12 protein-coding genes are annotated in these 12,619 nt (G+C 69.3%); 4 read left to right on the top strand and 8 right to left on the bottom strand.

The genetic code is table 11. The features are described 5' to 3' along the window. Nucleotides 1-13: 13 nt before the first annotated feature. From LG334_RS22100 to LG334_RS22090, 3 genes are all read left to right on the top strand, one after another. Entirely contained in the window at nucleotides 14-1,330 is a 1,317-nt protein-coding gene (locus LG334_RS22100) for an App1 family protein (protein ID WP_404381551.1), read from the top strand. Between the two features lie 59 nt (nucleotides 1,331-1,389). Next, on the top strand, nucleotides 1,390-2,013 hold the full coding sequence (locus LG334_RS22095) for a glutathione S-transferase family protein (RefSeq protein WP_404381549.1): 624 nt from the start codon (nucleotides 1,390-1,392) through the stop codon (nucleotides 2,011-2,013). Nucleotides 2,014-2,116: 103 nt separating this feature from the next. After that, the gene (locus LG334_RS22090; RefSeq protein ID WP_404381547.1) at nucleotides 2,117-2,686 is read left to right on the top strand and encodes a PRC-barrel domain-containing protein; all 570 of its coding nucleotides are present in this window, start codon (nucleotides 2,117-2,119) and stop codon (nucleotides 2,684-2,686) included. Between the two features lie 12 nt (nucleotides 2,687-2,698). Here the strand turns inward: LG334_RS22090 and LG334_RS22085 are convergent, their stop codons facing one another. From LG334_RS22085 to LG334_RS22070, 4 genes are all read right to left on the bottom strand, one after another. Then, nucleotides 2,699-3,307 (bottom strand): SAM-dependent methyltransferase, encoded by a 609-nt coding sequence (locus tag LG334_RS22085; RefSeq protein WP_404381545.1) that lies wholly within the window; start codon nucleotides 3,305-3,307, stop codon nucleotides 2,699-2,701. Between the two features lie 95 nt (nucleotides 3,308-3,402). Further along, nucleotides 3,403-5,112 (bottom strand): methyl-accepting chemotaxis protein, encoded by a 1,710-nt coding sequence (locus tag LG334_RS22080; RefSeq protein ID WP_404381543.1) that lies wholly within the window; start codon nucleotides 5,110-5,112, stop codon nucleotides 3,403-3,405. 104 nt (nucleotides 5,113-5,216) lie between these two features. Then, a complete protein-coding gene (locus LG334_RS22075; RefSeq protein ID WP_404381541.1) occupies nucleotides 5,217-6,104 on the bottom strand; it encodes a radical SAM protein in 888 nt (295 codons plus the stop codon). A gap of 21 nt (nucleotides 6,105-6,125) precedes the next feature. Then, on the bottom strand, nucleotides 6,126-6,644 hold the full coding sequence (locus tag LG334_RS22070) for a cupin domain-containing protein (protein ID WP_404381539.1): 519 nt from the start codon (nucleotides 6,642-6,644) through the stop codon (nucleotides 6,126-6,128). Between the two features lie 125 nt (nucleotides 6,645-6,769). Between LG334_RS22070 and LG334_RS22065 the strand changes: the two genes are divergently transcribed. After that, nucleotides 6,770-7,222: a hypothetical protein gene (locus tag LG334_RS22065; protein ID WP_404381537.1), complete on the top strand. Its 453-nt coding sequence runs from the start codon at nucleotides 6,770-6,772 to the stop codon at nucleotides 7,220-7,222. 24 nt (nucleotides 7,223-7,246) lie between these two features. Here LG334_RS22065 and LG334_RS22060 read toward each other — a convergent pair whose 3' ends face one another. The 4 genes from LG334_RS22060 to LG334_RS22045 form a co-directional block, all read right to left on the bottom strand. Beyond that, on the bottom strand, nucleotides 7,247-7,447 hold the full coding sequence (locus LG334_RS22060; RefSeq protein WP_404381535.1) for a hypothetical protein: 201 nt from the start codon (nucleotides 7,445-7,447) through the stop codon (nucleotides 7,247-7,249). A gap of 110 nt (nucleotides 7,448-7,557) precedes the next feature. Then, nucleotides 7,558-8,574 (bottom strand): glucokinase, encoded by a 1,017-nt coding sequence (gene glk, locus LG334_RS22055; protein WP_404381533.1) that lies wholly within the window; start codon nucleotides 8,572-8,574, stop codon nucleotides 7,558-7,560. A gap of 141 nt (nucleotides 8,575-8,715) precedes the next feature. Then, nucleotides 8,716-10,110 (bottom strand): alpha,alpha-trehalose-phosphate synthase (UDP-forming), encoded by a 1,395-nt coding sequence (gene otsA, locus LG334_RS22050; protein ID WP_404381531.1) that lies wholly within the window; start codon nucleotides 10,108-10,110, stop codon nucleotides 8,716-8,718. A gap of 39 nt (nucleotides 10,111-10,149) precedes the next feature. Further along, nucleotides 10,150-12,591: a glycoside hydrolase family 65 protein gene (locus LG334_RS22045; RefSeq protein WP_404381529.1), complete on the bottom strand. Its 2,442-nt coding sequence runs from the start codon at nucleotides 12,589-12,591 to the stop codon at nucleotides 10,150-10,152. Nucleotides 12,592-12,619 lie beyond the last annotated feature (28 nt).

The following is a 12,619-nucleotide window of genomic DNA, read 5'->3' as shown; positions in this document are numbered from 1 at the left end:
AAGGACGCGCCCCATGCCCGGCTCCGGCCTGTTCCATCGCCTGAGGAAAGCCACCTATTCCGCCGTTCGTCTGGCGGCGCGGCCCGTGCGCCATTCCGCCGGCAAGGGCGGCGTGGTGGTGCAGCCGTACCGTGGCTATGGGTCACGCACGGAAATCTTTCTGATCGGCCGGGTCTTCCGCCAGAGCGGGCGGGGCTCCGGCGCCGATGACGAATCGATGCGCCGCCACCTGCGCGACATCGGCCGCCGCATCTCCCGCCGGGGAATCAAGGGCGCAAAGATCGCGGCTTGCTTCAAGGGCGCCTCGCAGGAGGTGGAGACCGACCGCGACGGGTATTTCCGCATCCACCTGCGCCTCGCCGAGCCGGTGGAGGACGGCCGCGAATGGCACGCGGTGCGCCTGACCCTGGAGGAGCCAGAGCCGGTGGAGGCCGAGGCACAGGTCTTCATCCCGCCCGACCACTGCCGCTACGTGGTCATCAGCGACATCGACGACACCATCATGTACACGGGCGTCGCCAACCGCCTGGGCATGCTGTGGCGGCTGTTCGTCGCCGACGCGGACAGCCGCACGGCCTTTCCCGGCGTCTCCGTCTTTTATCGTGCGCTGCACGACGGGGTGGGCGGGGACGAAAGGAACCCCATGCTCTATGTCTCACGCGGGCCGTGGGGCATCTACGACATGCTGGACACCTTCTTCCAGTCGCGCGGCATTCCGGTCGGGCCGATCCTGTTCCTGCGCGAGTGGGGCCTGCGGTGGAGCAGTCCGCTGCCGCGCAAGGCCGTCGACCACAAGCGCCAGCTCATCGACCGCATGCTGGAACTCTACGACGACCTGCCGGTGATCCTGATCGGCGACAGCGGCCAGCACGACCCCGAGGTCTATCGCCAGGTCATCCACGACCACTGCGACCGCATTCTGGCGGTCTACATCCGCAACGTCTCCAAGGACGAGGGCCGGGTCAGCGAGATCGAGGCCATGGCGGAAGAAGCGGTGAAGAAGGGCTCCAGCCTGCTGCTGGCGTCCGACAGCACGGCCATGGCCGAACACGCCTGCGGGCTTGGCCTCATCGATCGCGAGGCGGTCGAGTCGGTGCGCCGTCGGGCGCAGTCCGCGCACGAGACGCACCTGGTCGAGGCCGAGACGCCCGAGGACGCCGACGCGGCCGTGGAAGCGGAAGCGGCGCCTGAAGCACCGGAGGAGCCCGCCAACGTGGTGGTGGAGCCCGGACGCCGCCGCGCCGAGATGCCCCCGCGCGCGGGCGACGAGGCGCGGGCCCCGCGCAAGGCGGCGTCCGGTGCCGGCGACGACCCGCGGAGCGGCCCTTAACCTGAACCGATCGGTCGGGTATTCTGGCGGCGGATTGTCCTGAAGGAGGGGTTCCGCCCATGCGTCTCTACTATTCCCCCGGCTCCTGCGCGCTTGCGCCCCACATCGTCATCGAGGAAACGGGAGCGGCCTACGAGCCCGTGCGCATCACCCTGGCCAAGGGGGAGCACATGACCGACGCTTTCGGTGCCATCAACCCGCGCCGCCGGGTGCCGGTGCTGGAACTCGACGACGGGCAGGTGCTGACCGAGACCCATGCCATCATGTGCTACCTGGCGGACGCACACCCCGAGGCCAGGCTGATCCCGACCGATCCGCTGGGGCGCGCGCGGGCGCATGAGTGGATGAACTGGCTGGCGTCCACCGTTCACGTCACCTTCGCCACCTTCTTCCGGCCCGAGCGGTTCCTGGGCGAGGGGCAGGCGAAGGAGCCCATGCAGGCGGCGGCGCGGCAGCGCTACGACACCCTGATGCGCGAAATCGACGGCCGCCTGCCCGAGAAAGGGTTTGCGCTGGGCGATTTCTCGGTGGTGGACGCGCACCTGACGGTCTTCCTGCGCTGGGCGGCCCGCATGGACCACGACCCGGCGGCCTATCCGGCGTATCTGGCGCTGGTGCGCCGGGTGCAGGATCGGCCCGCCGCGGCGCGGGCGCTGGAGATCCAGGAGCTGCCGCCGCTGTAGGGCCGCGTCCGGCGGGCGGTGAATGATCCCTGGCGGGCGTGGTGCGTTGATAACGATCCAAGAGCCGTTGAAAGGACGGCCCGACGCGCCAAGGGAGACGCCCATGAGGACCCCGTTCCGCCGCACCATCGCGCTCGCCGTTCCGCTCATCGCCTTCGCCGGACTGGTGGAGGCCGCGGAAGCTCCCAAGGACACGAAACCGAACGAAAGCTGGATGGGCCAGTCCGCCGCCGAGCAGGCGCAGGAGCCGACGGCCGGGCCCCGGGCCGACACCGTGCAGAACCCCGTCCCCAAGGCCGAGCAGGCCGCCACGGCGCCTCGCTCTGGCTCCGGCGCGCCCGGCGTGACCGCAGAGGAGGTGGAGGAGGTCAACGCGGCCACCGACCGTTTCGTTGACCGCATGATCGCCGCCCAGGGCGGCGGGTCGGCGCGCCTGGGCGACCTCGTGGGCCGGCCGGTTCACACCGCTGACGGCGAGGCCGTGGGTGATCTGGACGACGTGGTCGGCGATGCCGACGGCAACCCGCGCCTGTCGCTGGCATTGAAGGGTGACTGGGTCCCGCCAGGGCGGAACAGGTTGATCGTTCCCGCCGACGACATCAGCGTCGACGCCGATGGCCGGGTCGTCGTGCCCTATTCGCGCCCCGAGCTGGCGGAAATGGCCGGCGACTGACGCCGCGGCCCCCTATTCCGGCCGCCGCGCCACCAGCCGGGTGGTCCGCGCCTCGCCCTGGTGCAGCGGGCCCTCGTCCAGCACCGGGGCGGCTTCCTCAAGCTCCAGGATGTCCATGCCCTGGAAGTCGGCGGCCAGCGTTTCGGCGTCGAACAGCATCTCGCGCACCGGCGGGCCGCCGCTGGTCAGGCCCAGGTCGCGCTGGGCGGGATGAAAGCCCTCCATGATAAGCAGGCCGCCGGGCTTGAGGGCGGCGAACATGGCATGGTGCATGTCGCGGCGAAGCTCCGGCGCGAAGTGGATGAACATGGCCACCACGGCATCGAACGTCGCCACCGGCCAGTGCCAGTCCGTCAGGTCGGCCACCTGGGCGCGGATGTTCACGCGCCGGTCGAGTGCCAGCTTCAGCGCCTTCTGCACGCCGACGGCCGAGCCGTCGACGGTGGTCACCCGCATGCCCTGCTGGGCCAGCCATACGCCGTTGCGGCCCTCGCCGTCGGCCACCGACAGCACCTCCATCCCGCGCTCCAGCCGGTGGCGCTGCGAGACCAGGAAGGCGTTGGGCTCCGTGCCGTAGGCGTGGGTGTGGCCGGCGAACTTGTCGTCCCAGAAGGCGGACATGCGGGGCTCCGTGTCGTGGATGGCTGCCCCGGAAGATGGCGTGCCGGAGCCTGCGGCGCAACGCCTGCGGGTGGGGCGGGCCATGCCGTTGCCGGTCAAGCGGCCCGGATGTGGTCGACCACCTCCGCCACCCGGCTGTTCAGAAGGTCAGCCTGCCGCGCCAGGCTGTCGGAACTGGCAAGCACCTGCTGCGCGGCCTGACCGGTTTCCTGCGCGTTCATGTTCACCGTGCCGATGGTGTCGGTCACCTGCTGGGTGCCGCTTGAGACCTCGGCGACGTTGCGGGCGATTTCCTGCGTCGCCTTGTCCTGCTGGTCCATGGAGTCGGCCACCTGGTGGGTGATCGTGCTGATGCGGTCGATGGTGGTGGTGATCTCGCCGATGGCGGCCACGGCCTCTTCGGTTGCCGACTGCACCCCACCGATCTGGCTGGCGATTTCCTCCGTCGCCCTGCTGGTCTGGTTGGCGAGGTTCTTCACTTCGTTCGCCACCACGGCGAAGCCCTTGCCCGCCTCGCCGGCGCGGGCGGCCTCGATGGTGGCATTGAGCGCCAGCAGGTTGGTCTGCTCGGCGATGTCGGTGATCATGGCGACCACTTCGCCGATGCGGTCGGCGGCGGTGGACAGGCTGTTCATGATGTCGCTGGCGCGGGCCGCCTTGTCGACGGCATCGCGCGAGATGTCCGAGCTTTCCTCCACCTGCCGGCTGATCTCGGCGATGGAGGACGACAGTTCCTCGGCCGCCGCCGCGACGGTGTGGACGTTGGCGGCGGCCTGTTCGGCGGCGGCGGTGACCATGCCCGCCTGGTCGCTGGTCTCGCTGGCGGTGTCGGACATGGCCTCTGCGGTGGCGTGCATCTCCCCGACGGCCGAGGTGATGCCGTTCACCACCGCCTGGACGCCCTCGCGAAGTTCGTCGGCCAGACGGTCGAGCAGGGCGCGGCGGTCGTCCTCGGCGCGGGCGGCCCGGGCGGCCTGGTCCCGCTCCACCTCGGCGGCATGCACCAGGGCGTCGCGGAATTCCTCCAGCCGCGCGCCGATCCGGCCGAACTCGTCCTTCCGGCCGGCGGTCAGGCGCAGGGGCTCCGACCCCTTGGCGGAGACCACGGCCACATCATGCTCCAGCCCCGACACGACGCCGTTGACCAGCCGCACCAGGATCGTGCCGCCGATGAGTGCCACGGCGGCGCCGACGACGGTCAGCACGATGACCAGGGTGGTGAGTTGCTGGGCGGCGGCATCGGCGGCGCGGGCATCCCTTGTGGCGGCGGCCAGGGCCTCCGCCTGGACCTCGGCGGCGCGGGCGGCGGCGGTGGCGAGAGCGGCGTTCATGGCCTCGGCCTCCTCGTCGAAGGCCGCCATCCGGGCGTTGCCGGCCTCGCGGCCCTCGGACGCATAGGCCTCGGCCATGGCGCGGCCGGCCTCGTACCAGGGCGTGAGCCTGGCCTGCACGTCTTCCAGTGCCGCCGCGACGGCGGGCATGTCGCCGCCCCGCGCCAGATCAATGCCGCGGGCGGCCTGTTGGCGCGCGTCCTCAAGGTGCGTGTCCGCCTCGGCGTAGCCCTCGCGGTTGCCGGTGGCGGCCACATCGGTCAGCCACTGCTGCACCTGGGGAATGTCGATGAGCACCCGGTCCACCGCGTGCACCAGCGGTGTCACCGTTTCCGCCAGGTGGTGGGCCTTGTGGTCGAGGTCGTTCAGCGCCGGGCGCTGCGCGGACACGGTCCACAGGACGGCGGCCCCCGCCGCGCCGGCCATCAGCAGGATTGCCGCCAGCACGGCCAGAACCTTGGACTTGAAGCTCATCGTACTCCCCCTTGTGACGGACCGGACGTGCGTTTCGCCCGTGTCATTCAACCGTCACTATAGCCCTGCGGCGTGAGGGGGCGTACCTGGACGTTGGTTATGTGCTACAGGCTACGACGATGGGCAGGCCGCATGCCTACCAGCCCGGCGCGTGCGGCCTTCACGGTGTCGGCCAGGCGCGGCGAGTCCTTCGGCAGGGTGCCGGCCAGGGGCAGCGCGTTGCTGGCGTGGTTGGAGCGGAAGATCACCGGCCGCGGCGGGTCCAGCAGGCGCAGCAGGGTCTCCAGTTCGTCCAGCACGGCCAGATCGTCCTGGGGCACGAAAGCGTCACCCTGTTTGGCGAAGGTGTCCAGGAAGTCGGCCCGGCGCTCGGGCTCCAGGTACAGTTGCAGGGTCGACAGGAAGTTGGGCGGCGCCTGGTTGATGACCTCGGCCGTGCCCTCGATGTGCTGGCGCCAGTGGGTGCGCCCGCCCAGCCCCAGGATGACGGTGGCGGACGTCTTGATGCCGCAGTCGCGCGCCTTGTTCAGGGCCGTGGCGATGCCGCGCGGACTGGCGCCCTTGGTGATGCGCTTGAGCATGTCGGCATCGCCCGACTCCACCCCGATGTAGACCAGCGACAGCTTGCGCGCCCGCAGGGACTCAAGCTCCTCCGGCGTCTTTTTCAGGATGTTGGCCGGTGTCGCGTAGGCCGACACGCGGGCAAGCCGGGGCAGGTGGGCGTGCAGGATGTCCAGGATGGCGTGCAGGCGGTCGGCCGGCAGCGTCATGGCGTCGCCGTCGGCCAGGAAGACCCGATGTGCCTCCGGCCACACGGCCGCCGCCCGCGCCACATCGCGCTCGACCTCGTCCAGCGGACGGACGCTGAAGGTCTTGCTGCGGTACATGGAGCAGAAGCCGCAGCGGTTGAACGAACATCCCAGCGTCGCCTGGACGATCAGGTTGTCGCCCTCGGACGGCGGACGATAGAGCGGCATGTCGTAGGCGAGCATGGCGCCGGCTCCCGTATCCCGTTATTCGGTGGTCAATGCCTCGATGAGCGGAGCGGCGGCGGCCCAGCCGTCCAGAAGCTCCGTCCGCCGGCCGTGTTCGTAGTCGGCGAATTCGAATCCCGGTGCCACCGTGCATCCCAGCAGCGCCACCCGTCCGCCCTCGGCCAGGCGCGCGCCCTGCCAGACGCCGGCCGGGACGACGACCTGGGGCGACTGGCCGTTGACGATGTCCTGGCCCAGCATCACACTTTCGGCGCGGCCGTCGGGGTAGAGGTGCAGCATCTCCACCGGGTCGCCCATGTAGAAGTGGAAGACCTCTTCGCTTTTCAGACGGTGCAGGGCTGAAAAGGTGTCGGGCGTCAGCAGGTAGTAGATGGCGGTGCCCACCGACCGCGGCCCGTCGTAGATGCCGCCCAGCGCCTCGGCGGAAACCTGGCGCTCGCTGCGCCACGTCTCGACGAAAAAGCCGCCTTCCTCGGGGTGGGGCTCCAGGCCGAGAAGCGCGATGATGCGGCGGGCGTCGTCCAGGTCTTCAGACATTGGTGCTATCCCGAAAGTTCACGAAATCCATGACGTCCAGCGAGGTTGTCCCGGCTGCGTGCTGGGGGATAATGACGGGATAACAACCGAAAAACCAGCCGCTCCGGGGAAAGGCTCACCACGGCATGTCCATCCACGGGATCTCCAGCTCCGCCACGGCCCATGCCCGTCCGCCCGGGGCGCCGCTCATGTGGCGCCGGTCCAGGGTGGATTTCACCTATCCGCCGCTGGCGTCCATCGATCCGATGCGGGAGGGGTTGTCGGACGTTCCGGGCGTGGTCGTGGTCTGGAACGCCGCCCGGGCCGACGCCGACGAACCGGCGGGCCGGTGCCTCTATGTGGGGCAGACATGCGACCTGGCGGCGGCGGTCGGCCTCCTGCGCGACGACCCGGCGCTGGCGGCGGCCCAGGGGGACGACCTGCGCGTCACCTGGGCACCCATTGGAATCGCCCACCGGCCGGGCGTGGTCGCCTATCTGCGCGACATGCTGAATCCGAAGGTGGCCGAGTGCGCGCTGGATGTTCACTGGCCCGTGCGGCCGGACGCCCGCCCGGTGCCGGTGCCCCTGCCGTCCTGAACCGAGGGCCGCGTTTCCTTCCGTCTATGGGGTGCCCGCCGGGCCCTGCATGCCGTGTCCGCCGGGCCGGGGGCTTGCCGCCGGGTTGGGAATGACGGTCATGTATTTCCCCGGCATCGCGTCGATCTCGGCGCCGCAGCAGATACAACGCGTCGGTGTCGCCAAGGGAATCTCCTGTCCCGTGCGGCATTCTGGACAGGTGACGGCGGTGAAGGACTGCGGCATGGGGACGGTCTCCGATCGTCTTCGCTTGTTTTGTGCCGAGGGAACGGACAAATCCCCATGTTTGTTCCTGGTTTCCACCTTTCGGGAAGCGCCCACTCCTTTCCGCCGTCTCAGCCGCGCACCAGCCCCGCCAGTCCGACAAAGGCGGGATAGGGGTGGGTCACCACGTCCACTGGAATGCCGCGCATGTAGGCCCGGAAGCGGCCCTTGGCCTCGAAGGCCTCGCGGAAGGGGCCGGCCTGGAACAGGTCCAGGTAGCGCGGCACGATGCCGCCCATGACCGCCACGCCGCCCAGCGCGCCCGACGACAGGGCCAGGTTGCCGGCCACCGTGCCCAGCATGGCGAACATCAGCTCCAGCGCCTCGCGCGCCAGCGGGTCCTCGCCGGCGGCGGCGCGGCGGCCCAGCTCCGCCGGGTCATCGGTGTCGGGCGCAGCGCCTTCCAGCCCGCACACCGCCTGATAGACGTTCACGAGGCCCGACCCGGAAATCACCCGTTCCGCCGAGACGTGGTCGAACCGCCGGCGCAGGACGCCCAGCACTTCGGCCTCGCGCGGGGTGCGGGCGGGCACGGTGACGTGGCCGCCTTCTGTCGCGACCGGCATGACCTTGCCGCCGCCCAGCGGCACCAGCAGCGCCACGCCGAGCCCCGTGCCGGGACCGAGCACGGCGACGGGCAGGCGCTCCACCGCCGGGCCGCCGCCGACGCGCACCCGGTCGTCCGCCCCCAGGTGCGGCACGGCCAGCGCATTGGCGACGAAATCGTTGACGACCTCCAGCCGATCCAGCTTCAGGCGCCGGCGCACGGCGTCGACGCTGAAGTCCCAGGAGTTGTTGGTCAACTTGACGCGATCGCCCAGCACCGGGCAGGCGGCACAGAAGGCGCCGCGGGCGACGGGCTCGCGCGCCTCGATCTCGCGCAGGTAGGCCTCGGCGGCCTCCGCCGGTCCGTCATAGTCGGCGCACAGCAGCGTGCGGGGCGAGAGGGTCGCGCCTGAATCGTCCACCAGGGCAAACCGGGCGTTGGTGCCGCCGATGTCGGCAATCAGCCCGAGCCCCGGCCGCGAGGGCGGCGGGGCGGTGTCGGTGACCGGCGGGGCCGGCGTGTCGTCCTGGTGGGCGGTCATGGTGTTCGATCCGTTACTGGGCGAGGGCGTTCGGGATGTGTGTTGAGGGGCGGCCGTCAGCGGATGTGGACTCCTGCTTTCGTGTTCTTTCGCAGGGATGATGGGTGATACCTAAAGGACCGACGCGCCCCGTTTGCCGCTTCACCCGTGACCGAAGCCGCCGGGTGGCACGCTGCGCAGGACGGCCAGGAAGCGCTCGCGCCACTTGTCCAGCGAACTGTCGTGGACCTTCGCCATCATGGATTCCCAACGCTCGCGCCGTTCCTCCAGCGGCATGGTGATGGCGCGGTTGAGGGCCTCGGCCACGTTGTCCTGGTCGTAGGGATTGACCTGAAGTGCGGCGTCCAGTTCCCGCGCCGCCCCGGCAAACCGCGACAGCACCAGCACGCCCGGCTCGTGCGGGTTCTGGCTGGCGACGTACTCCTTGGCGACCAGGTTCATGCCGTCGCGCAAGGGCGTGACCAGCCCGACCCGGCAGGTGCGGTAGAAGCCCGTCAGCGTGTCGCGCGGGTAGCCCTTGTTGAGGTAGCGGATGGGCATCCAGTCCAGCTCGCCGTAGACGCCGTTGATGTGGCCCGCCAGGGCCTCCAGTTCCTCGCGGATGTTCTTGTATTCCGGCACCTCGCCGCGCGAGACCGGCGCGATCTGCATGAGCGACACCTTGCCCTGATGCGTCGGGAACTTCTCCAGGAAGCGCTCGAAGCTGCGGAAGCGCTCGGGGATGCCCTTGGAATAGTCCAGCCGGTCGACGCCGATGACCAGGCTGCGCTCGGCCATGTGCTTGACCAGCCGGCGCACGGCGGGTTCCTGCATGGCGTGGGCGCTCGTGCGCTGCATGGTCTCCACCTCGATGCCGATGGGGTAGACCTCGGCCTTCAGCGTGCGGCCGAAGGCGCGCACCATGTTGTCGCCCAGGATCTCGCCGCCGGCTTCATGCACGATGTATTCGTGGAAGGCACGCAGGTCGTTGACGGTCTGGAAACCCACCACGTCGTAGGCGCAAAGGGACCGCGCCAGCCGGTCGTGGCTGGGCAGGGCCAGCAGCACCTCCATGGTGGGAAACGGCGTGTGCAGGAAGAAGCCGATGCGGTTCTCCACCCCCAGCCGCCGCAACTCGCTGGCGAACGGGATCAGGTGGTAGTCGTGCACCCACAGGTCGTCGTCCTCGCGGATCAGGGGCCGCAGGCGCTCGGCGAAGTGGGTGTTGACGCGCAGGTAGCCGGCATAGTCCTGGCGGTTGAAGTCCGCCAGGTCCAGACGGTAGTGGAACAGCGGCCACAGCGTGCGGTTGGCAAACCCGTTGTAGTATTCCTGGTGGTCGCGCCGCGACAGGTCCAGGGTCGCGTAGGTGACGGGCTCGACCTCGGTCATGGTCGGCTCGTCCTGGGGCTTGGGCGAGGTCTTGCCGCTCCAGCCGAACCAGATGCCGCCGTTCTCCTGCAGGGCCTCGCGCAGGGCGACAGCCAGGCCGCCTGCCTTGGCCGGGCCGTCGGTCGGGACGGCCACACGGTTGGACACCACCACCAGTCTCGACAAGGGATCTTCCTCCTTCTTCGTATTGCGTCGTGCCGTTGCTCAGGCTTGTCCGCCTGCCAGTTGTTGCGGCGGCTCCTTCAAGGGGAACGTCTTGCTCTCGCCGGCGTTGAGAGTCGTTTCCGCGCCACGGACCACGATCGGCATGGGCTCGCGCCAGTCCGGCGCGGCCGTCAGCGTCAGGCAGTCGTCCTGGATGGCCACGTCCAGCCAACGTTCCTGGTATCGCACGCGCAGGGCCACGTCCTTCAGATGGTGCGGCATGACCGGGTCGAAGTGCAGCGCGCCGCCCCGTTCGTCCAGGCCGGTGAAGCAGCGCTGGACCAGATCCACCGTGCCCGCCATGGCGCCCAGGTGAATGCCTTCCGCCGTGGTGCCGCCCTGGATGTCCTCGATGTCGGATTCCAGCGCCGTCTTGAACAGCTCCCACGCCTGCTCGGGATGACTGCGCGCCATGACCCATGTATGCACAAGGTATGACAGGGTGGAGCCGTGGCTGGTGCGGGCCAGGTAGTAGTCGATGTTCTTCTGCCAGGTGTCGGCCGTGAAGGCGTAGCCCAGGTGCTCCAGCATTTCCTTCAGCACCGGTTCCGGGAACAGATAGAAGAGCATGAGCACGTCGGCCTGCTTGGACAGCTTGTAGCGGTTGGCGGAATCGCCCTCGCTTTCCAGAATCCGGTCCAGGCGGTGGATGTCGCCGTACTTGGCGCGGTAGCCCTCCCAGTCGAACTCCTTCAGGTCGCCGTAACCCTCGAACTGGCTGATGATGTCGCCGTCGTGGAAGGGCACGAACATGCGTCGGCTGATGTCGTGCCACCGTTCGGTCTCGTCGGGCGTGATCTGCAGCTTGGCGCACAACTCGGCCCGGCTCTCGGGATCGATGGTCTCCAGCAACTCGTGCGCCGTCATCATCAGCCAGGTGACGAAGACGTTGGTGTAGGCATTGTTGTTCAGCCCCGGCTCGTCGCTGTCGGGATAGGCGTCATGGTATTCGTCCGGGCCCATGACGTTGTGAATCTCGTAGCGCTCGCGCGCCGGGTTGAACTGGGTCAGCGAGGCGAAGAAGCGGGTGACCTCCAAAATCAACTCGGCCCCGCGGCTTTCCAGGAAGGCCTTGTCGCCCGTGGCGGTGTAGTGCTTCCAGCAGTCGTAGGCGACCGCCAGCGACACGTGGCGCTGCACCCAGGTGTTGTCGGGCACCCAGCGCCCGCTGCGGGGGTTGAGGTGCATGACCTGGCTTTCCTCGCGCCCGTCGGAGCCCGACTGCCAGGGATACATGGCACCTTTCAGCCCGGCGGCGTGGGCGGCCTTGCGGGCCGCGCCAAGGCGGTGGTGGCGGTAGCGGATCATGGCCTTGCCGATGGCGGGCAGGCGGAACTTCAGGAACGGCAGGATGAACATCTCGTCCCAGAAGACATGGCCGCGATAGGCCTCGCCGTGCCAGCCGCGCGCCGGCACGCCCACGTCCAGGTCCACCGAGTTGGGCGAGAGCGTCTGCAACAGGTGGAAGATGTGCAGCCGCAGGATCATCTGGGTGCGGTCGGCGCCGTTCACCTGGATGTCGCAGCGCCGCCACAGGCGGTCCCAGGCGCGGCGGTGGGTGGCTTCCAGGTCGCCCAGGATGGGGGCGCCGTCAATGGATTCGCGGGCGGCCAGACCGGGCTCGCTGATGGCGACGTCGCGACCGGTGAAGACGGACGCCACCTTCTCCACCGTCAGCGGGTCCTCGGGGCCGCAGTCGGCCTGGAAGATCTGCGAGACGCAGGCCAGTTCGCGCTCTATGCGGTGCGCCGCGTCCAGCCGCTGGCCCTTGCGCACCAGGCGCGTGCGGGCGGCCTGGCCGATGCGCAGCTTGCTCTGGTTGGTCTGGGTGACCAGGGCCAGCATCTCCTCGCCGCTTTCCATGCCGATGAAGGGGGCGGCCTCCAACGGGGCCAGGTGGCTGTTGGCAAGCTGGCCGTAGCGCTTGACGCCGCTGTTGATGACGCGCCCGTCCAGCGCCGACAGGACCTCCACCGAGCCGGACCAGTTGCGCGGCTGGATGGTCAGATCCTGCGCGGCCAGGTGCGGGTATTCCATGTGGACGAAGCGGCGTGCCGTCACCTCGGTTTCGCGGTTCTGCTTGTCCTTGAGCGTCAGGCGCACGGTCAGGATGCCGGCGTGCAGGTCCAGTTCCTGCCGGAAGGCGAGGATTTCACCGGCCATGACGTTGAACCAGTCGCCGCCGTCGATGCGGAAGGTCAGGTAGGCCCAGTTGGGAATGTTGACCAGGTCCTCGTTGACGATGTCGCGGCCGGCGATGGGCGTGACCAGCCGGTTGTAGCCCCCCGCCAGGTAGGTGCCGGGATAATGGATCTCGTCCGCCGCCGCCCAGGGGAAGGCTCCGCGCGTGACGAAATAGCCGTTGCCCACCGCGCACAGGGCCTCGCGCAGGCCCTGCTGTTCGGGCGTGAATGCGTCGTAGGCGAGCGTCCATTGGGCCATGGGCGGATCTCCTCTCTTTCCCTCGCGG

The sequence above is a fragment of the Caenispirillum salinarum genome, assembly GCF_044803115.1.
Taxonomy (GTDB): domain Bacteria; phylum Pseudomonadota; class Alphaproteobacteria; order Rhodospirillales; family Rhodospirillaceae; genus Caenispirillum; species Caenispirillum salinarum_A.
This window is presented reverse-complemented; position numbering and strand designations above follow the sequence as displayed.